General features: G+C 38.8%; 22 protein-coding genes, 1 tRNA gene and 1 pseudogene. 10 read left to right on the plus strand and 14 right to left on the minus strand.

What is annotated here, in order from left to right; all coding sequences use genetic code 11:
- Positions 1–103: 103 nt before the first annotated feature.
- The 7 genes from F944_RS06790 to F944_RS06820 form a co-directional block, all read right to left on the minus strand.
- Entirely contained in the window at positions 104–403 is a 300-nt protein-coding gene (locus F944_RS06790) for a hypothetical protein (protein WP_004988544.1), read from the minus strand.
- 140 nt (positions 404–543) lie between these two features.
- Positions 544–924, minus strand: a complete 381-nt coding sequence (locus tag F944_RS06795; protein ID WP_002058070.1) for a hypothetical protein — start codon at positions 922–924, stop codon at positions 544–546.
- An 11-nt stretch (positions 925–935) separates the two neighbouring features.
- Positions 936–1517 (minus strand): hypothetical protein, encoded by a 582-nt coding sequence (locus F944_RS06800; protein ID WP_004988548.1) that lies wholly within the window; start codon positions 1515–1517, stop codon positions 936–938.
- A 17-nt stretch (positions 1518–1534) separates the two neighbouring features.
- Positions 1535–1795, minus strand: coding sequence for a hypothetical protein (locus F944_RS06805; protein WP_026039962.1), 261 nt, complete (start codon positions 1793–1795; stop codon positions 1535–1537).
- A gap of 611 nt (positions 1796–2406) precedes the next feature.
- Entirely contained in the window at positions 2407–3369 is a 963-nt protein-coding gene (locus F944_RS06810; RefSeq protein ID WP_004988553.1) for a hypothetical protein, read from the minus strand.
- Positions 3370–3411: 42 nt separating this feature from the next.
- Positions 3412–4413: a YagK/YfjJ domain-containing protein gene (locus F944_RS06815; protein WP_004988555.1), complete on the minus strand. Its 1002-nt coding sequence runs from the start codon at positions 4411–4413 to the stop codon at positions 3412–3414.
- A 471-nt stretch (positions 4414–4884) separates the two neighbouring features.
- Complete coding sequence (locus F944_RS06820) at positions 4885–6378, minus strand: hypothetical protein (protein ID WP_004988561.1); 1494 nt, start codon at positions 6376–6378, stop codon at positions 4885–4887.
- Between the two features lie 129 nt (positions 6379–6507).
- On the opposite strand from F944_RS06820, the gene F944_RS06825 reads away from it, so the two are divergent.
- The gene (locus F944_RS06825) at positions 6508–7209 is read left to right on the plus strand and encodes a hypothetical protein (RefSeq protein WP_004988578.1); all 702 of its coding nucleotides are present in this window, start codon (positions 6508–6510) and stop codon (positions 7207–7209) included.
- Positions 7210–7441: 232 nt separating this feature from the next.
- Positions 7442–8463: pseudogene (gene add, locus F944_RS06830) on the plus strand (adenosine deaminase).
- Positions 8464–8554: 91 nt separating this feature from the next.
- Here add and F944_RS06835 read toward each other — a convergent pair.
- Together F944_RS06835 and F944_RS06840 are read right to left on the minus strand one after the other, a co-directional pair.
- Positions 8555–9799: a tyrosine-type recombinase/integrase gene (locus tag F944_RS06835; protein ID WP_004988581.1), complete on the minus strand. Its 1245-nt coding sequence runs from the start codon at positions 9797–9799 to the stop codon at positions 8555–8557.
- 162 nt (positions 9800–9961) lie between these two features.
- Positions 9962–10037: transfer RNA gene (locus tag F944_RS06840), tRNA-Arg, on the minus strand.
- Positions 10038–10277: 240 nt separating this feature from the next.
- Here F944_RS06840 and F944_RS06845 point away from each other — a divergent pair.
- The 8 genes from F944_RS06845 (at position 10278) to F944_RS06880 (ending at position 17587) form a co-directional block, all read left to right on the plus strand.
- The gene (locus tag F944_RS06845; protein WP_004988582.1) at positions 10278–11216 is read left to right on the plus strand and encodes an ABC transporter ATP-binding protein; all 939 of its coding nucleotides are present in this window, start codon (positions 10278–10280) and stop codon (positions 11214–11216) included.
- Positions 11213–11986 carry an ABC transporter permease gene (locus tag F944_RS06850; RefSeq protein ID WP_004988590.1) on the plus strand — a complete coding sequence of 258 codons (774 nt, stop codon included), beginning with the start codon at positions 11213–11215 and terminating at the stop codon, positions 11984–11986. The genes F944_RS06845 and F944_RS06850 overlap by 4 nt, the downstream gene beginning before the upstream one ends.
- Positions 11983–12798 carry an NADPH-dependent 7-cyano-7-deazaguanine reductase QueF gene (gene queF / locus F944_RS06855; RefSeq protein WP_004988600.1) on the plus strand — a complete coding sequence of 272 codons (816 nt, stop codon included), beginning with the start codon at positions 11983–11985 and terminating at the stop codon, positions 12796–12798. The genes F944_RS06850 and queF overlap by 4 nt, the downstream gene beginning before the upstream one ends.
- Positions 12799–12820: 22 nt before the next feature.
- The gene (locus F944_RS06860; protein ID WP_004988601.1) at positions 12821–13471 is read left to right on the plus strand and encodes a hypothetical protein; all 651 of its coding nucleotides are present in this window, start codon (positions 12821–12823) and stop codon (positions 13469–13471) included.
- Positions 13472–13608: 137 nt separating this feature from the next.
- The gene (gene rodA, locus F944_RS06865; protein WP_004988605.1) at positions 13609–14751 is read left to right on the plus strand and encodes a rod shape-determining protein RodA; all 1143 of its coding nucleotides are present in this window, start codon (positions 13609–13611) and stop codon (positions 14749–14751) included.
- A 33-nt stretch (positions 14752–14784) separates the two neighbouring features.
- A complete protein-coding gene (gene mltB, locus F944_RS06870; RefSeq protein ID WP_004988606.1) occupies positions 14785–15786 on the plus strand; it encodes a lytic murein transglycosylase B in 1002 nt (333 codons plus the stop codon).
- A gap of 295 nt (positions 15787–16081) precedes the next feature.
- Positions 16082–16693, plus strand: coding sequence for a septal ring lytic transglycosylase RlpA family protein (locus F944_RS06875; protein WP_004988609.1), 612 nt, complete (start codon positions 16082–16084; stop codon positions 16691–16693).
- A 441-nt stretch (positions 16694–17134) separates the two neighbouring features.
- Complete coding sequence (locus tag F944_RS06880) at positions 17135–17587, plus strand: Mpo1 family 2-hydroxy fatty acid dioxygenase (protein ID WP_004988611.1); 453 nt, start codon at positions 17135–17137, stop codon at positions 17585–17587.
- Between the two features lie 37 nt (positions 17588–17624).
- Here F944_RS06880 and F944_RS06885 read toward each other — a convergent pair whose 3' ends face one another.
- The 5 genes from F944_RS06885 to tsf form a co-directional block, all read right to left on the minus strand.
- The gene (locus F944_RS06885; RefSeq protein ID WP_004988613.1) at positions 17625–17945 is read right to left on the minus strand and encodes an AzlD domain-containing protein; all 321 of its coding nucleotides are present in this window, start codon (positions 17943–17945) and stop codon (positions 17625–17627) included.
- The gene (locus tag F944_RS06890; protein WP_004988615.1) at positions 17942–18646 is read right to left on the minus strand and encodes an AzlC family ABC transporter permease; all 705 of its coding nucleotides are present in this window, start codon (positions 18644–18646) and stop codon (positions 17942–17944) included. Before F944_RS06890 ends, F944_RS06885 begins: the two co-directional genes overlap by 4 nt.
- 83 nt (positions 18647–18729) lie before the next feature.
- Positions 18730–19578 (minus strand): AraC family transcriptional regulator, encoded by an 849-nt coding sequence (locus F944_RS06895; RefSeq protein WP_004988618.1) that lies wholly within the window; start codon positions 19576–19578, stop codon positions 18730–18732.
- Positions 19579–19709: 131 nt separating this feature from the next.
- Positions 19710–20216 carry a DUF3465 domain-containing protein gene (locus F944_RS06900; protein ID WP_004988620.1) on the minus strand — a complete coding sequence of 169 codons (507 nt, stop codon included), beginning with the start codon at positions 20214–20216 and terminating at the stop codon, positions 19710–19712.
- Between the two features lie 78 nt (positions 20217–20294).
- The gene (gene tsf, locus F944_RS06905; protein WP_004988623.1) at positions 20295–21170 is read right to left on the minus strand and encodes a translation elongation factor Ts; all 876 of its coding nucleotides are present in this window, start codon (positions 21168–21170) and stop codon (positions 20295–20297) included.
- Positions 21171–21220 lie beyond the last annotated feature (50 nt).

Genomic DNA, 21220 nt, shown 5'->3' on the forward strand with positions numbered 1-21220 from the left:
TTCCTCAAATAAAAGTGAAAGATGTAAAGATGCAGAAATGTGCTGTAAGGGTTTAAACAATCCATCTATTCAAAGATGTAACCGTGTAAAGTCAGAGATGCGATTACGGCACCCATGCAAACGCTTGTTGGCAATCCAAACAGAGATACTGCTCGGCATTGCTGTAAAATTTTTCATAGCAGTACTGACTGACAATAACCAATACACCACCCACCACAACACCGATGGCTGCGCCTGTAAAAGGCGGGAATCCTGCCTTTTTGGCAAGCTGCATGCCGAACAGCGCCATCTGTGTCGGTGAAATACAGCGTTGCAGTTGTTCGAAATAGTTGGCGTTTGCATGACTTGAATCAGTCTGTCTGACATGGGTGGACTGACAATAGGGGCATTGAATTAAGGACATTGAATATTCCTTGTTAAATGAATTGGGTACGAAAAGCTGAATTGAGGGCATAAAAAAACCGTGCCCATTGAGGACACGGTTTGATTTGGTGTTTCATCTAAATTTAAATGCTGTGTTTTAACATTTAGAATGCAAGACGGTTATTGAAAGCTATAGCTTGCAGTGCCTTTATCTGTTTCGACATCAACCTGCACCACATTACTGTAGCTACAGTCTGTTAATTTTAGTCTTAAACGTTGCCCCATCTTAAAGTGCTGCGGATATTCCAACGATCGACGATAGCCTTCATAACGACATTGTCCATGATTGACAGAAACATGGCTGACATCGATAGGCTCTGCAATATTGGAACGGATGGTCAATACCGTAGCGGATTGATTTTGGGCATACCAGTTACTGGTATCAATTACATCGAGTTCGACCGTAAACGTGTTTGGATCAAGGCCAGCATTACAGCCACTCAACATGATGCCTGTCGTTGTAGTCACTGCGAAGAGCAAGGGTTTTAAAAGTTGCTTCATCAAGTTCATCCTTAGCAGTAGTTATAGCTCACGCCATAATCGCCTGTATTTAAGTCAATGCTGGCCAGATGGATTTCACAGTCTGTGCCGTTATCAAATTTATAAACGTAGTAGCGATTACCCGCTTGCTCCGATTCCAGTGCGCCATGTTCTTGCAAGCTAAAGTCTTGCACTGATTTGCCTGTATCTTTTGCGGCTTTTGCAAAGATATAGCGTTGATACTTGTCTATATTGTCCTGCTCAAATTCAGGCAGTTCATCATAAGGCAGCATCGACAGTAAGGTATCCACAGCCTTAAGGTTTTGATCAAACTCAAAACTCAGCAGCTCAGGCTCATGATCTGATGGACTCAGACTTTTGCTTCCCGTGGTCAATTCTTTGACATCAATCCCATCCACTTCTGCTGCTGCAATCTCAGTGGATACTGCTTCTGAATTGGCAGATTCTAAAGGTTGTGCAGAGCTGACCTCAGAAGTGTTGGCTGGAACCGTTTTTTCAGTTGGGTGTTTAGGGCTAAAGAAGTAGAAGCCTGCGATGCTGATCAAGGTCAGGGCTAAGATTGCCGCCAAGCCCAATATGGTTTTTTGGTTCATTTGAATGTTCCCCTCATTTAGTTGGGCACAGTGACTTGACCATTCTGCGCATTAAAGTGAACAAAGCGTGGACAACCACCTTGAAAGTTCACCGTGAAATTACGCCAACCACGGTTGCCAGGATTGGTTTTATAAAGACATTGATAAACCCCACCGCCTGTATGATGTGCTTGAATAAGGTAGGATTCACTGGCTTGTGCAAACCAGCCTGCCTGCGCCAATGATGCGCCTGCAAGTAGTGATGAAATCAGGGTCGTTTTTAGGAAAGTTTTAAACATCATCATTTTCTCTTTTTTATAGGCATCACTGGTCTTGGTCTTAATCAGACGCAGTGTTACCCATGTCATAAATGTTGGAATGAATATCTATGTTTTTTGAAGTGTTATAGACGATAAAGCACACAAACCTATGCCCCTCAAAAACAGCATGAGAGATTCATCTTCATATCGGTAATATGTACTTGAAAAAGTTTTATTCTTAGAAAGTCATGGACACAGCTATGCACAAAATACACAGCATCAGGTCACATTACCCCTGTGGTGTAGATCGGGCACACATAAAAAAGAGAAATATAAAAGACGGTCTTGATGTAAGCGCATGGCGTACTCCTAGATGATTTAGAAGTTCTACCAAAATCACTGTCAAATAATGGTGGTAGAACGAGAAAGGGTTGACAGACCAGTCATCTAGGAACCGGCACGCACAAGGCGTCCCTCCCTCGCCCTACCGCAACGAAGGGGGACGAACGAGTTCGCCACCAAAAAATTACTTTTTTGATGTGCTAGATGATAACGGTCTGTCAAAACCGACTGACGATGTAGGTCAGCAGGCTAAGGATAATCTGCACGCTGTAGAGCGTCAAGCAAGTGCAGGACTCTGATATAAATTTTCAGCGCCGTACAGATGCTCCATCAAACCATTTAAATCCTTTAGGGTAAATGCAGATTCTATTCGGAAGCCCAAACTGCCCCGTTTGATTCTCTGGCATGCTATTTAATGCACCCAAAGGACAGCCCGCTTCTTCTTGAGTGATCCGATCAATCCTCAGCGCTTTTTGTGCATCAGCATCGGAAAGCTGATGATGCATTTCTGGATAAACGCATGTGCCTAGATATCCAGTCGCTCTCATCCAGTGCTCTCTGCTATCATTGCAATATCCCAAAGGATCAGAATAGAGTGATCGGTTAAAGCTCAGATAAAAGTGGATCACATAACGCTGCTGAACATCATCCCGTACAATTTGATAAAAGCGGTAAATGGCTTGTGTTCTATACCAATACTCAGCCGCTAGACTTTTTTGGAAATTTGATAAAAATCGCTCTAACTGTCGCAAATCGATAATTTCATTTCCACCCTCATTTAGACTTAGTTCCAGCTTTAAATCCGCAGCATCGGGATAGATCTGGCTTGTATTACGGTAGGATTCTCTCAACTTTTCAATCCGCTTTTCGTAGCGCTCATTCAGCTTATGCATTTCTTCAGTTAAGCTGGTGCTTTCAAACAGCACTCTCAGCCGCTTTACGATCTTATCGATATAAAAACCAGCGCTTCTTTGCGCCGTGACCTCAAAGAACCGAATCTGCTCTTCCTGTAATACACTGCAGTAAGCCTGAAAGAACTTGTCTGCCCAAAAGGAAAAAGACAAATGCTCATGAATGCCAACGGCCATCATTCTGCGCCATGCTGAAAAATAACCAGACAGTTTCCGCTTGAACTCCTGATCTATATTTTTTTGATGAGCATCGTAATCAGTACCTTCTGGAATTGGAGCAAAGCGAATCGTTTGGTAATGCTCTAAAACGTCTTGTTCTAATCGGGGTGCTGTAACAAACTCTAACTCTGAATGGCTCATGTGTTGTCCTATGAATGAATTGATTTCATAGAACTGGCATGTTCATAATTTTTTAAACCAAATCTCCTCTTCCAGCTTTGCTAAAGCGGTCTGCGCATCCCATTCTTTGATTCTTCTATTTTCTTCTATATCAGGTATTGGGCGACCATGATGCTGATAATCCCCCTTATAAAACGTTTTACGCCCTCGTGGTTTAACCAATAACGACTGCTCGTATTTATCAGGGTCACTGAGATAAGCAACTGCACCCAAAGCATTGTTGCCTTGTTCGGGTGTCGTTCGACGAATATCTCCAATACCTAAACGACCTTGCTTCTCGTAGTTGTCTTTATTCGCTGTCGTGTTGATGTTCCGCCCAAAACCCTTATCGAATGTGATTTCCTTCCACTTATCGATCACTCCCTCAGCAATTTTATAATCACTCTGATGCTTCGATCTATTAATCACCAATGTTAAATGAGCATGAAAGCCTTTGGTTATACCCTGCTCCAGTGCGATCGCATAGGTCAAAAGTGCATCAAAATATCCATTCTTATCAGTGATCAAATCACGCAGTTTTCCAATATGCTGATAGAAGTCATTTACTGTAATTTCACTCATGCTGTCCTTGCTATAGCTCAAATCCACTCTGATCACTAGAACCGAATAATACCCCTTGATTGCGCCTTCGAACTCCTCAAGTAATGCCACTCGATTCAATTCTTTCCGTCTCGCAAAGCTTTTGATCTCATCACGTATCAGCCCTCGATGCGCATGCAGGATTCGTCTTAATGCCTTAATTTCCCCTATTGAAAGCCCTGTCAGATATTCAGCAAAGCTAAGCATGCCACGTTGGCTATTGACGTATTCAGTAACTGCAATAAACGCCCTAAGCGATGCTGCATACTCAAGCCCTTCTTGTTTAAACGCTTCAAATGCGCAATACAAGCGTTCTAGGTTGAAAATGAATGCTTCGTCTGAAATATCAAAATTAAGACATACATCTACAAAGCGATGAATGGTATACATCACCCTTGCCTGATCATCTAAATCCAATGGGAACACGTTGAACTTCCTTAACTATGATTCACGTCATAGTTAAGCAATCGACTTATTTTTTTAAATAGTGTTTTTATCTAGAGTAAGAACAAGTCATCCACTATCCGCATTTATCGAATAGTGCTCTCATTCTACATGGACTATTGGTCCCTATCATCATGCATATTGGGTATATATTCATATCTGCATGACATGTCTAACTGTTCTTGTTATCTGTATGAGTAACAGTGATTGTATTGATATATCTAGTATTTATAGTTCTATACGCTTCAGTCATTAATCTATTATTAGTATTAATCTATATATTAATAATATATAAAACCGTCTTAGCGTAAAAGCAATAACCATAGCCTAGCTGATCAGCAGAATTTCCAGACCTTCGGCTAAGCTAGGCTTTTTATATATTTTAGCGTTACGATAGTTAAGTCAGAAAAATGATTTTTAGCTGAAATTTCATATCAGCTCAACAACTGTATTTTAAAAAGTTAAAGCTGTACAAGATTGATCTAACAAACCAAATAACTTTTGATTTTCTATGCTCATCTCAACCTCTTGTTGGACTTTCCTATACACCTTTCCATCAGATTCAAAGCTAAAAATAAATAGCTGGTCTTGCTTTATAGAAGCCGAAACATAACCGCTCAATTGCACCTCACCAGCTAGCGGTATAGGTCTAATATCAAAAAATTCTTGCTGAGCAACATCTATTAAATGAAGCGCTTCGTTTTTAAGTAAATATTGCGTGATGAAGCTGTAAATCTGTAATTGGCTTGTTTCTAAAATTTGTATAAGTTCACTCTTTGGAATTTTTGAAACTTGGGATGTTGAGTCGCTAAAAGACTCAAAATCATTAAAGTAAAGATATTTTTTGAATTCTGAAATCTTCTCATACAGTGCTAAATCATCAAATAACTCTATTTTACTCGACCAATATAATTGACGAGCAGGCAAGCATTTAGCGACATACTTGAAGATAAATTCTAAGCGTTTTAAATTATCCATTTGGTTGTCAGTTTTTTTCAGCCTGATGGATGACCTGAATTTAGAAATATTCATCTTTATAGCAAAGCTATTGCTAAGCTCTGAAGCAAAATTAAACTCTTCTAAATACTTTACTAAAGCTGAAATAGCATTTTCAAATTGGAAAGCATTTAAATCTTGAATATATTGTAACGTCTGAATCTGTGATGATAAAAATAGCTCTGGCTTATCCAAGTTATTCAAAACATCTAATGCTTGTACTAAAAAATTCTGAGTTGCTGGATTCTTTATCAAAAAATATTTTTTGTATTGGCAATATTCACCCCATATTGGGTGTGATAAATTAATTAAATAAATCGCTGAAGTAAAATTGAGAAGTGCATTGTCTAATGTGCCATTTATTTTAGACCTTAATATTCCAAACGAGAAAATTTTATCTAAAGAGCGTAAAATGGAATGCCTACTCATGCCTGTATAAAGACCTAACTCATGCATACCTACTCTAAGAACTACCCCATTTTCATCACTATTGGCAACTAATGTAAATAATACAAGCCATGCCTTATAGTCAATTTTCAACAGTTCATCTATTTGGCTTTGCTTATGACTAATTCTTACATCATAAATAATGGTCAAAAGTTTATAAATAAATATGAATAGATGACTATTTTGCTGCTGCACTAATATCTGGCGTTTAATTATTTTTTTAGATCTTATTTCATTATCACTATTCAAAAAAACTATCTTCACTGTATCTTTAGAAACACATTCCAGTATTCCTTTATCAATGAGCAGTTGAATCGAACCTCTAAGTTTTACCGAATGAATGCCTATTTCTTTTGCAAGTGTAAGTGGCGCACTCATATCTATTTCACGATCAACATACTTTAGCCAGAGTCTAAAAAACACAAACCTATCTAAAGGCTGTAAGCTATAGTCCAACTCCTTAAAAAGAACCACAGCTGTAGCAGTCGTTTGTAATATTTTCATAAAACGCACTATTATTTAAATCTTAACGTTAAGTTAACATATTTGTTAACAAGATAAATAACATTAAGTTTTCAATTATGTTAAAATTAAGTATAACGTTTACTTTGTAAAAAAATATATGGTGATTTTATGACCAGACCTGTAATTATGCTTCAAGAGTGGTTAGACAAAGAAAGAACAATAAAAGTACAATTTATTCAGCATGAACTAAATCCATTAAACCCTACAGGCTTATTAACAAGCCAAAAAGGACATAATGGAGAAATTCATATTTCTGACAGAAATCAAACCAACCAGCTGACTGAAAAAGCAGCATTAAATGGTATGTTTATATCAATATCAAAATTCTGTTTTGATAAATTAAAACCAAAATTTCGGACCTTTAAGAGCAAAAGCAAAGATTCATTTTTAATTAAAAAACAATATAAACTCTCTAAAGAAGTAGTAAATTCAATTAAAGAAATTAAAAATGAATTCAATTTCCCTCGTGAAGAAAATGTTATTGAAAATATTATAACTGGCCACATTAACAAAAAAAATATAAAGCAAAAGATTGAAAAATTAAAACCAAAGGAAATAGACTTAGAAGCATTCAAATTTATAATTGATAATAATAAGCAAGAAATTACTAATTTGAATCAAAAAAACAAAAATCTTGAATATAAGATAAAATATTTAACTCATTTGTTAGCAACATCTTATTTAAAGAATGAACATTTAGAAAGTATTCTTTTAGAAAATGAATTAACTATAGAATATCCTGTTTTACCTGAAGAAAAAATCCAAAATAAAATCTTTGAAATAAATAAATTATTAAAAGAAAGCTTATAAGATTTCTTTTAATTTTCATATAGCCAGTTCTTTACTACAACACTATACAATTTTATGATTTTTATACACTCATCCCAGTACTGAGCTCTGTTATATGCGGAGCGAATACGGTTCTGTGGTACATGAGCCAACTGGCGTTTATGATTATGCAGTAGCTGAATAAATCCCCCTTGCAATTATACTGTAAGGACATCACACTTTTTTGACTGGATAAACTATTAGGTGAACAATAATGATTGATAAAAATATCCCGCTCACCGATTTACACCGCCACATCGATGGCAACATCCGTCCGCAAACCATTTTAGAACTAGGGCAGCAATTTCAGATTCAACTGCCTGCCAATACCCTGCCGGAACTACTGCCGCATTGCAGGTCATAGACAATCAGCCCGACCTGCTGAGCTTCTTAAACAAACTGGACTGGGGCGTGAAAGTCTTGGGTGATTTGGATGCCTGCCGCCGTGTCGCATGGGAAAATATGCAAGATGCAGCACAGCAAAGTATGGACTATGTCGAACTGCGCTTTTCACCCTTATATATGGCGATGAGCCATCAACTTCCACTGGCTGGCGTAGTCGAAGCCGTGATTGATGGCGTTCAGCAAGGCAGCCGTGACTTTGATCTTCCTGCTAAGCTCATCGGTATTATGAGTCGTACCTTTGGGCAGGCTCGCTGCCAGCAAGAACTGGATGCCTTACTGACTCATCGTGACCAGATTACCGCACTAGATTTGGCAGGTGATGAACTGGGCTTTCCAGGGGAACTGTTTATTGATCATTTCAAGCAAGCTCGTGAAGCAGGCTGGCACATCAGCATCCATGCAGGCGAAGCCGCAGGTGCAAGCAGTATTTGGCAAGCGATTCAAACACTCGGTGCAACCAGTATCGGGCAAGGGGTGAAAGCTGTGGAAGATGCAAAATTACTGGATTATTTAGTTGAACATCAGATCGGGATTGAGTCCTACATAACCTCAAATCTGCAAACCAGTACCGTTGCCGATATTGCTAAACATCCGCTTAAAACCTTTCTTGAACATGACATTTTAGCCACGATTAACAGTGACGACCCTGCGATTGAAGGCATTGATATTCAACATGAATATTTACACGCAGCACCACAGGCAGGCTTATCCGAAGCACAAATCCGTCAAGCGCAGCAAAACGGTTTGAGTATCGCCTTTTTATCCGATCAGAAAAAACAGCAGCTTCAAGAGAAAGTATCGCAGCGTAACGCCTTTTCAGGAATCAATTAACTACTTGTTCTATAGCTAATCACTTAATTTCGAAGCATGCCAAAAACCTTATAAAATATTATTTTACAAAAATATTTACGTTATATCGACTTTAGAATTTAGCTATAGCTTGCTTAGCATGTTTACACATTAATCTATCCAAATAATCAGACCATGCTTGCATCATCACTGAACGCTCCTCCAAATACTTAGTACGGTTGTACGCTCGACCATGCATATCGCGAACCTGATGTGCAAGTTGTTGTTCTATACGTTCAATAGGAAATTTTAGAACTTCATCTAATAAAGTTCTTGCCGTAGCTCTAAAGCCATGCCCTGTTGTCTCACCATTTTCAAAACCATATTGTTTCAATCGTTTATTAATAGTTGATTCACTGATGGTTTTCGTTTTATCTCGCATAGACACAAAACAATATTCGGTATATCCAGTAATGCAATACAATTCTTGGAACAGCTTCAAGACTTGATCAGACAAAGGAACAATATGTTGTAGGGCTGTCTGATTTTTGGTCTTAGGCGGTGTATAACTCCATGTTCTATTTTTAAAATCGATATCTGCCCATTTTGCTGCACGTAATTCTCCAGGACGCACAAATACATGGGGTAAGATTTTGACTGCATAATCAATAGCAATATCCCCACGACCTGCATGTGTATTAATATTCTTTAATAGTTGTCCTAGCTTTTGCTCATCAGTAATAGCCGCTCGATGCTTAGTTTTACCCACCTTCAAAATACCGCTAATTTGGTCAGCAACGTTAAATTGACATAAACCCAAAGCAATCGCATACCGAAACACCTGAGATGCTTTACTTCTCATTCGCTTTGCTGAGTCAGTCTTACCTTGTCTTTCATAAAGACGGCATACTTCCAAAATTTGAGTGGCTGTTATCGAATCAATGGGGAACTCACCAATAGCAACATAAAGCTTATCCCAGATAAACTGATTCCGACGTTGTGTACTTGGTTCCAGCTCTTCAGTCTTACGGTATTCATCTGCTACTGATCTAAAACTATTATTTCGACATTGGGACTGTTTATCTTGCTTTTGAATTGCTGGGTCAATATTCTGCGCAAGCAGTTCTCTAAACTCACTTCGTTTTGCGTGAGCTCTGGCCAATGTACAACTTGGATAAATACCGATAGCTATAGTGGCTCTTTTCTTAGAGATTGGGCGAATATAATCAAAACGCCAATATGCCCCACCTTTTCTATCTAACAATAAATAAAGGCCACCACCATCTGAAAGCTTAATATTCTTTTCAAATGATTTCTTTTGCATTGATATTGCAGACTTAATTTTTGAGTCAGTCAGACTGATAACTAATTTAGGCATTTTTACGGTATATTTTTGTCAGAAATGGAATGTACCGTAAAAAATACCGTAAAAGATTACGGTATCCTAAAACGCCTTTGGATAGTATCGGACAACCCAATTACGTAAGTTATTTATTTTAAATGATTTTAAGACAATATCGGAAGGGATAAAACAAGGAAATGGTGCGCTCAGCGGGACTCGAACCCACGCCACAGGCTTCGGAAACCTGTACTCTATCCAGTTGAGCTATGAGCGCATGCGAGGCACATCATAGGCAAAAAAACGCATGGGGTAAAGTAAATAAGTAAGACTAATTGCATTTATGTTTAATTAATCATCACTTTAAAATAAATTTAAGTGCCCCGTACATCTTTTGCACCCTATAAAGTGAATGACTATCGTTGCAAATTTAGTTTGATTAAATCCTATTAATACACTTGGCTTATGTTTTCAGATCGATCAAAATACCGCTATTATTTCGTATTGTGAGATTTTCATGACTGATGCATTGAAGTTACACGATTTGTCCAAGACATATCGCAATGGATTTCAGGCACTTAAAGGAATTGATTTAACCGTTCCTGAAGGCGAATTTTATGCACTCTTAGGACCAAACGGTGCAGGCAAATCAACCACCATCAGTATTATTAGTTCATTGACCAAAAAAACCTCTGGCACGGTCGAGATTTTTGGACATAATCTGGACACTCATCCTTCTCATGCCAAACAATGCCTCGGTGTCGTTCCCCAAGAATTTAACTTTGGTCAATTTGAGAAAACCTTTGATATTCTCGTCACTCAAGCGGGATATTATGGCATTCCGCAAAAACTGGCAGAACAACGTGCAGAACTTTATCTTGAAAAATTAGGACTTTGGGAAAAGCGTAATATCCAGTCACGTATGCTTTCTGGCGGGATGAAACGCCGTTTGATGATTGCCCGTGCCATGATGCATGAACCCAAATTATTGATTCTAGATGAACCTACTGCGGGGGTTGATATTGAACTTCGACGTTCCATGTGGGATTTTCTGGTCGAAATGAATAATAATGGAACGTCTATTATTTTGACGACCCATTATCTCGAAGAAGCAGAAATGCTCTGCCGTCGAATTGCTATTATTGATCGAGGCACGATCAAAGAAGATACCTCTATGAAAAACTTCCTGAATCAACTCAGTGAAGAATCTTTTATTTTTGATCTCGCTTATCCAATTGAACCCTTAGATAACATTAATATTATTGGTGTTCGATTTAACCAGATTGATCCAATGACTTTAGAAGTCACTATGGATAAAGCTCATTCGCTCAATGATCTTTTCCAGCTTTTAGAAGCTCAAGGAATCACTGTTCGAAGCATGCGTAACAAATCTAATCGCCTTGAAGAACTCTTTGTCAAAATGGTCGAAAAGAATCTTCAGGGAGCAGCATCATGAATTTCACCCAATTACAAACCGCACTCTGGACATTAGTTCGTAAAGAAATTCGTCGTTTCATGCGGATTTGGCCTCAGACCCTATTGCCACCTGCGATTACCATGAGTTTGTACTTCATTATTTTTGGTAATCTCGTCGGTTCGCGTGTGGGACAAATGGCTGGCTTTAGCTATATGCAATTTATCGTTCCTGGCTTGATTATGATGGCAATTATTACCAACAGTTATGCCAACGTCTCCTCCAGTTTTTTTAGTGCTAAATTTCAAAAAAGCATTGAAGAATTGATCATGAGTCCAGTGCCATTACATCTTATTTTATGGGGCTATGTGATTGGTGGGGTGTGTCGCGGTGTGCTCGTCGGGATTATCGTCACCATTATGAGTTTGTTTTTCACAGACCTTTATATCCATAATTGGTTCGTGACGATCTATACCGTTTTAGTGACCGCTTTTTTATTTTCGCTTGGCGGCTTTATTAATGCGGTTTATGCCAAATCCTTTGATGACATTTCGATTATCCCGACTTTCGTACTTACTCCGCTGACTTATTTGGGCGGCGTATTTTATGCGATTAGTGCTTTGGCTCCATTTTGGCAACATTTATCATTAATTAATCCAATCGTTTATATGGTCAATGCCTTTCGTTATGGAATTTTAGGGCAAAGCGATGTCAATGTGATGCTTTCCCTTGTCATCGTAACAATTTGCTGTGCCGTGTTATATGCGGTCGCTTACTATTTATTAGCTCGTGGTTCAGGAATGCGTGAATGAGTGTTGAACAATCTTTATTGGGTAAAGAAACAGAATATCCTACTGAATATCAGCCCAGTGTTTTATTTCCAATTGCCCGTGCCCTTTCGCGTGAAAATTATGCTGACTTAAAAGGCATTACTCAGGGTTTAGACTGGTGGCATGTTTTTGAATTGTCGTGGTTGAATGGCTTAGGTATCCCACAAGTTGCGATTGGCCGTATTACGCTACCCGCGACTTCAACCAATTTGATCGAGTCTAAATCGCTTAAACTTTATTTTAATAGTTTAAATTTTCATCGGCTCGATTCAAAACAGGATTTAATTGACCTTGTAGAACAAGATTTAAGCCAAGCTGCCAATGCAAAAGTGACGCTTGAATTGTTTGATGTAGATGCGCTAGAAATTACCAAACCTCAAGGCATCTGTATCGACGAGTTAATTCCTGAGCATCTGGAAAATCATCCAAATGCTGGACTTTTAAAACTAGATACAGAACAGCAAGATCATGTGGATGTCACACTATTTTCACATTTATTGCGTAGTAATTGTCCTGTGACAGGACAACCTGACTGGGGCACGGTATTTATACGTTTTCAAGGGCTTAAGCCTTGTTATCGTAGCATTTTGGCGTATATTATCTCCTACCGTCAGCACAATGGCTTTCACGAGCAATGTGTAGAACAGATGTTTGCCGATATCTGGACTCACCTGCAACCCGAAAAGCTGATGGTATATGCAACATATACACGTCGTGGAGGACTGGATATCAATCCATGTCGTGTATCGGATTTGTCATGGATGCCAAACCCTATCCGATTGGCTCGACAATAAAACGAATAATTGAGGAACTTATATGCCATTTTTTGGTTTTATCCCGTCTGAATCATTGCTTAACAATATTCAAACTGGTATTCAGAAAAAAAATTCAAGTGAACCGCTTTATCCATTACGTGATGAAGTTGCTTTACAGATTAATGATGAAATTCTGGATGCAATTTTGCTTGAGCTCGTCCGTCGTTTTCCTGAAAGTGATAAGCGTGAAACAGCCGAAAAACTGGCAGGCTATGTCAAATCAACAGTTGCTGTTCTACTTAAACAACTATTAAGTAAAGCACCGAACGATGTGGTTAAACAATCTATCGAATTTTCTGAACATAGTTTACATAAAGACCCAGAAGGTCGTTATCGAGTCGGTGAAGATCTTGATCCGACACTGGTGACCAATCTTAAAAATAGCTTTGCTGAAATCAAAGCAGGAAACGAGGTCGATCGTCGCGTATTGTCTGAGCAATACAAACAATTTGCTGATGCCACGATTCGTCATTTCATGATTGATTTCAATAAAACCCTAGATTTAGGCATGATCAAACGTAAAGGTGCCGATATTGGCGCAGCAGCGGTGACAAAGGCCGTACATATTGCCATCGATAAGCTCATTCCTCATTTGCACAAAGAGGAAATTAATGCCTTGGCAGAATATCACGACACATTATTTTTCAATTGATTGATCGTTATAATAGAATCTTCATCGAAAACTCGGCAAAAGTCGGGTTTTTTTATTGCAAAATATGGATATACATTGCCTAAAACAGCAGTTATGTTAGCATGCGCCAAGCATTGATTGACCCTGTATAAAATCGCATGTCTCCAAGTTCTCAATACAAATTTTTACGTCAAGCACCCCGTGATGGCTTAAGCACAGCTATGCAACCTTCACGCTTTCAAAAATTACATATTGACCCTTGGCTATGTACTTTTTTAATTCTCAATGCCTGTCTGGGATTGACCGTTTTATATAGCGCCTCCGCACAGGATGTTGGACTGGTCACCAAGCAAGCCATGAGTTTTGGTATCGGATTTGCCGTGATGATCACCTTGGCTCAGATCCCACCCAAAGTTTATCAAGCCTTTTCACCGTATTTTTATGCGTTTGGGGTTTTATCACTGATCTCCGTCATGGTATTTGGCGAAATTCGTATGGGTGCAAAACGTTGGATTGATATTCCAGGGTTTGGAAGTGTACAGCCCAGCGAATTTATGAAAATTGGCATGCCGATGATGATTGCGTGGTTTTTATCACGTAAACCACTGCCCCCAAGTTTTATGAATGTCATCCTCTCTTTGGTGTTAATTGGTATCCCTTTTCTACTAATCGCTGAACAGCCTGATTTGGGAACTTCTGTGCTCATTTTGGCCAGTGGTATGTTTGTACTTTTTCTCAGTGGACTATCTTGGAAAATGATTGGAGCCGCGCTGATTGGTGCTGGCATTATTATTCCAATTGCATGGGAATTTTTACTACATGACTACCAAAGACAGCGCGTACTCACTTTGCTTAATCCTGAAGCGGATGCTCTTGGTACAGGCTGGAACATTATCCAATCTAAAACAGCCATCGGTTCTGGTGGCTTTTCAGGAAAAGGCTTCCTTGAAGGCACTCAATCACATTTACACTTCTTACCTGAAGGTCATACTGACTTTATTATCGCGGCATTTTCAGAAGAGTTTGGTCTGATCGGCGTTACTATTTTAATCCTTCTTTATTTTGCCATTATTTTTAGAACTTTCCAGATCGGTATGAACTGCTTCCATAACTATGGGCGTTTGGTTGCTGGTGCATTAGGTTTGTCCTTTTTTGTTTATGTATTTGTAAATGCAGGCATGGTCAGTGGTATTTTACCTGTAGTCGGTGTGCCTTTACCTTTTATGAGCTATGGCGGAACGGCAATTATTACCTTAATGGCAACTTTTGGACTGGTGATGTCCATTCACACTCATCGTTGATGGGTCACTCTATAATTAGGAAAACTTTAAATCATGTTGAAACTGGTATTGAAAAAACCATTGAAACAATTTTGTCTTTTTAGCGGTTTTCTTGCCGCAGCAGTATGTGCTGAAGCCAATGAATTTATAAATGATCCCAATTACGCAGCATTTAAACAAAAAACCATGTCCAAATATGGTCTAAGTGCCGAACAAATTGATAGTGCGATGAATGGCGCGCGAAACTTACCTAATATTTTAACCATTATGACCCGCCCTGGTGAAAGCAAACCGTGGTATGACTATAAAGCAATGTTTCTCAGCGAAGGAACGATTCAACGCGGTGTACGCTTTAAAAATCAGTATGCAGATGTGCTCAATCGCGCTGAACAGCAATTTGGCGTCCCTCAGTCCGTTATTTTGGGCATTTTAGGGGTTGAGACGGGTTATGGTGCCAATAAAGGCTCTTTCATCACCCGAGATGCATTAGCGACACTGGCATTTGGATACCCACGTCGTGCGGAGTATTTTGGTGATGAACTGAGCTCATTGCTAGCATGGACGTATAAAGAAGGCTATCCAACCAATAGTATTGTAGGTTCTTATGCAGGTGCGATTGGCTATCCACAATTCATGCCAAGCAATATTACCAAGTACGGCGTGGATTACGATGGCAGCGGGCATATTGATTTAAGAAATTCCGCAGAAGATGCCATCGCCTCTATTGCAAATTATCTGGCTCAAAATGGCTGGCAACGTAACCGACCGATCGGATTTGCAGCACGTTATACAGGTTCTAATCCCGACAGTGTGATTGCCAAAGATCTGACCCAGCCCGTTCCCTACGGCACATTAAAAGATCAGGGCGTAACCCCACTTAATCCGATTATCAAAATCGATAATCTAGATCTGGTAAATGTCATTCAACTTCAAGAAAATTATGGGCCTATGTACTATATTACCTACCCTAATTTCCAAGTGATCACGACCTACAATCGAAGCAGAATGTATGCGACTGCCGTGTGGTTATTGGGTACTGAAGTTGCAAGCCGTTAACACTAATTTTTAAATAAAATACAAAAGTCAATAAAAAAATTTGAGCAATCGCTCACAAAAAACGCTTTTTAAATATATTGTTACAATATTGATTATTTATTAACCGTTTTTTGTGAGTTTTTGTCCTTTTTGTAACTTTTTTCTAGCAAAGACTAGACACCATGATTGAGCGCTGAATATTATCCTCCACCATAAAGCAATTGCAAAAGTGAATAATTTAGACACTTTTCGCTTTATTTTTTTAGGAATCCGCCTGAATTAAAAAGCGTTCTTTGTGTCTGTAGGAGTTTAAGTAATGCAGTTTTCGCTAAAATATGCCTTAGCGCTCACAGTCGGACTGGCAGTTACGCAGTCACAGGCTGAAATGATGCCAGCAAGCCCTCTTTCAAATGATACTGAAAGTTCAAGCCTTGCAGCACGTGTGCTAAACAAACAGTCTCAAAGTTTCAATTCACATTTTTCAAATTTGAATAGTCTTTCAATCACCGAAAGTTCTGGTGACAAAATTCGTCGTCAAACCATTGCGGCAAAAATTGAAGTTCCTGAAGATGAGCCTTCAGTGATTGAAAAATTAAATACAGTTGCATCAAACACTGTTCGTAAATTTACGCAAACAGGTGTTGCATCTTGGTATGGTCGTCAGTTTCACGGTCGTAAAACAGCCAGTGGTGATACATTCGATATGAATGAATTAACAGCAGCCCATCGTAGCTTGCCGTTAAACTGTTACATTCGAGTGACCAATAAAGACAATGGTAAAAGCGTTGTTGTGAAAGTTAACGATCGTGGTCCTTTCCATGGTAATCGTGTGCTTGATTTATCTTATGGCGCAGCAAAACGTATTGGCATTACCAGTGCAGGTACTGCTAAAGTCAGCATTGAACGTGTTGATGGTCCAAATTCTTAATCCTTAGCACTCCTATTCACTGCTTTTATAGAGCCGCTTCATGTGGCTCTTTTTTTCATTTTCTAAGATGAAAATTATCTCGACAAGCATTATTTTTTCCTCTCTCAAACGCTTAATTCTGACGTTTTTTGTACAGATTATTTTTATATTTAATTTTATTTTGCTATTTGCTCATCATTTGCGATTAGAGCCATTTAGTTTTAAAAAAGCTACCCTAGTATTGTTTTTATCAAATATTACGTTTATACGCGTTTTAAACGCGCTAATACGCCAAATATTTCGAGCAATTTTACGGTGTGTCGTATTTTTCTTTAAAATTGCATGATTTTGAACGTTCAATTGGACAAGATGACTGGTACATTCAATATGACTTTTGACGCATTTAAAATTCTGGTCTATATTCAATTTTAGAACCGTTTTTTAACATGCAGGGAGTGCATCATGAAAACAATTACCGAATGGTTTGATGAATACAGCGATAGTCATCAAAATAAAATCAACAAAACCATTCACTGGGTCTGCGTTCCTGCTATCCTTTTTTCGATTATTGGCATCATTGCCCATTTTAGTGCTTTACTCACTGCACTGTTATTAGTACTTACCTTAGTTTTTTATGCGCGACTTGATCTTGTACTGGCCATTGCAATGACGGTGTTGATTGCAATCATGGCATGGTTAATTTACATCCTTCCTGTAGGAGTTGGCTTCTATATCGGGGTATTTATCATTGCGTGGATTGGTCAGTTTTATGGCCATAAAGTTGAAGGGAAAAAACCATCTTTTTTCAAAGATTTACAATTTTTACTGATTGGACCTGTCTGGTGTATGGATGCTTATCTCGCAAAAGTATTTCCAAACTGGAAAAGTCGTCAACTACGTTTATCCAATTCATAAACTAGCCTATAAGCTTTAGGCTGATTTCGCCTAAAGCTTATAGCGTATGAAACATAAAATTTAGCGCATAAAAGAACAATAAACTAATGATTACATTATAGATAATTTTTATGCGAAAATAAGCCAATACCACACACAAAATAGCGGCATATAAATAAGCATTTGTCGGAAGCGCTCTAATTTGATTACCCTCAAAAAATACGATTGGCAAACAAATCGCAGTCAACAAACAGGGTGCTGAATATTTCAACATTTGTTCAATAAAGGTTGGTAGTCGAATATGAATATTAGGCGATAAAAAGATATAACGATTAAAAAATACGATAGCAGCTAATGCACAGATCATAAGCCATGTCATTCTTTACTCTCCTCTGCGAAGCGCTCCAGATAAACAGCAGTCACCATTCCCAGCAAACCTGAAATCAAAATTGCACCTTCTACCTGATACATCCGCAAAAGAAAACCACTCAGACAGGTCACCAAAACCGCAGCCACAACTCGGAAGTTTTTAATTAATGGAATAACCATTGCCACAAAGATCGCCACAATTGAAAAGTCCAGATGATAATTCATCAAGTTTGGAACCATATGTGCAAGCAAAATCCCAACAACACTAAACACCACCCAAAACAGGTAAAAACATAACCCCGCACCTAACATATAATCTGGATGACGTTTTTCTGGCGACAGACTCACTGCAAATAATTCATCAGTTAGTAAAAAACCAAGAGGAAGTCGCTGTTTAACGGGTAACACTGAAATGTTATTTCTAAAGGTCAACGCATAAATAAAATGCTGAGAGGTTAGAAAAAATATTGTAATGAGAATAGTCAGTGTTGATGCCCCCTCCATCACCAAACTTAAACTCACCAACTGAGCTGCCCCAGCAAAAACCAACGAAGACATCGCAAAAGCTTTAGCAAAAGACAAACCTGCATTGACAGCCATCGAACCTGCCAGAATCCCCCACGGAATAACTGCGATGGAAAGCGGCATAATTGCCATGACGCCCTGAAAAAAAGGACGCGTCCTAAAAGATGAAGAATCAGGTAAAGACATTGAATACTCATCCAAATTTTGATTTGAAGGTAAATAAATACAAATTATGGACGATTTTAAAGTTGTTGCCTTGTATAAAATTGCTATTCAGTGAGATGAGCTGAGTTTGAATATCTTAGATTGGCGATATATTGAGCAGGAGTTACACCCATCGCCTTTTTAAAATGTCGATTGAAATGACTTTGGTCAGAAAAGCCACATAGCGTTGCAACAGTCGCAATCGAATGTTCCTTTTTAAGCATTTGTCTTGCTTTATGCAATCGTACTTGTACCAACCAACCATGTGGTGGCAATCCTACGTATTTTTTAAATTGACGTAAGAAATGCCACGCGCTCAGACCTGCCAAATTCGCCAATTCAGTTAAACTATAATGATTTTCAGGAGCACTCGCCAATAACTCCTTAATCATTAATATTTTTCTCTGAGCTTCTGGTACATTGACCAAGTTACGCTGATATTGTCCATGACGCGACATAAGGTAAGTTAAAGTAGACAAATACATGCTTTCTTTCAGTAAAACATTCTCTTTTTGCTCAAGCAAATCAAAAAGCAAACACAATTGCTGGGCCAGCCCTTCATCGCGTACTACAGCTTGCGGAAACCACGGCGCTCCGTGCCGATCTACAAAAACATCTCTGCCAATTTCACTCAACATTTCAGGGGTTGGATAAATCGCACGATAACGCCAACCCGACTCCACAGCGGATGAGCCTGTATGAATTTCATCGGCATTGACTAAAATAATATCGCCTTTAGGCGCGATATGCAGCTCACCCGTCCTAAAAAAAGACTGTGCGCCATCTTCAATTACGCCAATACAATAGCCTTCATGCACATGTTTGGAAAATTGTGTCTGGTGATAATGTGCTTTTAGTAATTCTAAGCCACCTAATTCACTAACATGTAAATAGTTGGCTTGTTCTTGCTGCATATTCTGCCTCATTCTGCTCTACAGGCAACCTTAGCATGTACAGACAAACTGTCTAGAATAAAATTGCTGTAAATCACAAATCACTGCGATTTGATTTACTCGATATTTTACTATTCCCAAACATTAAACACTTATTGATAAGTTTGTCCATTATGCTTTAACCAACCATTTTCATGGGTACCACGAGGATCACGATGCGTCCAGTGAATGACTCCACCCTTTGGGTTGTATTCATATTCACCATTAAACTCAACCGTATCGCCTTTTTTTAAATGCTCAATGCGAGGCGCAAGGTCAATATTATGCGCAACTAAAACCGTTAAACCATTCGATAAACTCAGTATAAATTTTTGATGACGAGAACCCTCATGATCATCAGCCAGAACTGCTTTAACTTTACCGCTAGTCTGCACCTGAATATGACTTCGATGCTGTGTAAAGGCATCTGAAATAGCTTGCAAACCTTGTTGTGCTTGAGTTTGGTTATCTTGATTCTGACCCAGCACCACTTGATTTTGCAGTTCATGGTGGGTAGTGTCATTATTTAATCGTGAATTTGGCTTTATAACGGAATACGCATAATAACCCGCTATAAACGCAATGATAGCGATCATTAAATAGTTTTGTTTCTTGCTCATTGTTGTTCTCATCTACTTGTTATGCATCATCTAAATATAAAAAAAGCCCCAAACGGGGCTTTTCTTGGCAAAATAAAATTATTTTGCAGCGGCTTGAGCAGCAGCAACTTCTTCAGCGAAGCTCATTTCTGCTTTTTTCTCAATCCCTTCACCCACTTCGAAACGTACAAACTCAACAACATTCGTACCAGTTGCTTTTAATACATCAGCAACTTTCTTGTCATTGTCGATAACATACATTTGACGATCAAGTGCAACTTCGTTCAAATATTTTTCAACTGAACCAGATACCATTTTTTCAACGATATTTGCAGGCTTACCAGATTCAATTGCTTTTGCTTCAGCAATTTCTTTCTCTTTCGCGATAAGGTCAGCAGAAACTGCTTCAGCATTTACTGCAACTGGATTGAACGCAGCAACGTGCATTGCAATACCTTTACCAGTTTCAGCATCACCTGCATAAGATACTACAACACCAATACGAAGACCGTGTTTGTAAACTGCAAGTGCATCACCAGTGACGATTTTGGCACGGCGAACTTGAATGTTTTCACCAATTTTTTGAACAAGCGCAATACGAGCTTCTTCAACAGTTTGGCCATCAGCTAATTTTAATTCTGCAATTTTAGCAGGATCAATTTCACCTGAAGCCAAAACTGCTTGAGCAACGGCATTAGAGAAATTTGCGAAGTTTTCGTCTTTTGCAACGAAGTCAGTTTGACAGTTTACTTCAAGCAATACTGCTTTGTTACCGTCTTGAACGATTGTGATCGCGCCATCAGCTGCAATGTTACCCGCTTTTTTAGCAGCTTTTGCCTGACCAGATTTACGAAGGTTATCAATCGCAAGCTCAATGTCACCGTTCGCTTCTGTTAATGCTTTTTTGCATTCCATCATTGCAAGACCAGTACGGTCACGTAATTCTTTTACCATGCTTGCAGTAATTGCAGTCATGTTGTTCTCCTAAATCGGTAGAAAATAAATCTGTTCAACAAAAACGGCCC

It is taken from the genome of Acinetobacter ursingii DSM 16037 = CIP 107286, from assembly GCF_000368825.1.
GTDB classification, from domain to species: Bacteria; Pseudomonadota; Gammaproteobacteria; order Pseudomonadales; family Moraxellaceae; genus Acinetobacter; species Acinetobacter ursingii.

Coding starts and splice junctions, on each gene's coding strand:
- F944_RS06790 (WP_004988544.1), bottom strand. CDS start 403: ATGTCCTTAATTCAATGCCCCTATTGTCAGTCCACCCATGTCAGACAG.
- F944_RS06795 (WP_002058070.1), bottom strand. CDS start 924: ATGAAGCAACTTTTAAAACCCTTGCTCTTCGCAGTGACTACAACGACA.
- F944_RS06800 (WP_004988548.1), bottom strand. CDS start 1,517: ATGAACCAAAAAACCATATTGGGCTTGGCGGCAATCTTAGCCCTGACC.
- F944_RS06805 (WP_026039962.1), bottom strand. CDS start 1,795: ATGTTTAAAACTTTCCTAAAAACGACCCTGATTTCATCACTACTTGCA.
- F944_RS06810 (WP_004988553.1), bottom strand. CDS start 3,369: ATGAGCCATTCAGAGTTAGAGTTTGTTACAGCACCCCGATTAGAACAA.
- F944_RS06820 (WP_004988561.1), bottom strand. CDS start 6,378: ATGAAAATATTACAAACGACTGCTACAGCTGTGGTTCTTTTTAAGGAG.
- F944_RS06825 (WP_004988578.1), top strand. CDS start 6,508: ATGACCAGACCTGTAATTATGCTTCAAGAGTGGTTAGACAAAGAAAGA.
- F944_RS06835 (WP_004988581.1), bottom strand. CDS start 9,799: ATGCCTAAATTAGTTATCAGTCTGACTGACTCAAAAATTAAGTCTGCA.
- F944_RS06845 (WP_004988582.1), top strand. CDS start 10,278: ATGACTGATGCATTGAAGTTACACGATTTGTCCAAGACATATCGCAAT.
- F944_RS06850 (WP_004988590.1), top strand. CDS start 11,213: ATGAATTTCACCCAATTACAAACCGCACTCTGGACATTAGTTCGTAAA.
- queF (WP_004988600.1), top strand. CDS start 11,983: ATGAGTGTTGAACAATCTTTATTGGGTAAAGAAACAGAATATCCTACT.
- F944_RS06860 (WP_004988601.1), top strand. CDS start 12,821: ATGCCATTTTTTGGTTTTATCCCGTCTGAATCATTGCTTAACAATATT.
- rodA (WP_004988605.1), top strand. CDS start 13,609: ATGTCTCCAAGTTCTCAATACAAATTTTTACGTCAAGCACCCCGTGAT.
- mltB (WP_004988606.1), top strand. CDS start 14,785: ATGTTGAAACTGGTATTGAAAAAACCATTGAAACAATTTTGTCTTTTT.
- F944_RS06875 (WP_004988609.1), top strand. CDS start 16,082: ATGCAGTTTTCGCTAAAATATGCCTTAGCGCTCACAGTCGGACTGGCA.
- F944_RS06880 (WP_004988611.1), top strand. CDS start 17,135: ATGAAAACAATTACCGAATGGTTTGATGAATACAGCGATAGTCATCAA.
- F944_RS06885 (WP_004988613.1), bottom strand. CDS start 17,945: ATGACATGGCTTATGATCTGTGCATTAGCTGCTATCGTATTTTTTAAT.
- F944_RS06890 (WP_004988615.1), bottom strand. CDS start 18,646: ATGTCTTTACCTGATTCTTCATCTTTTAGGACGCGTCCTTTTTTTCAG.
- F944_RS06895 (WP_004988618.1), bottom strand. CDS start 19,578: ATGCAGCAAGAACAAGCCAACTATTTACATGTTAGTGAATTAGGTGGC.
- F944_RS06900 (WP_004988620.1), bottom strand. CDS start 20,216: ATGAGCAAGAAACAAAACTATTTAATGATCGCTATCATTGCGTTTATA.
- tsf (WP_004988623.1), bottom strand. CDS start 21,170: ATGACTGCAATTACTGCAAGCATGGTAAAAGAATTACGTGACCGTACT.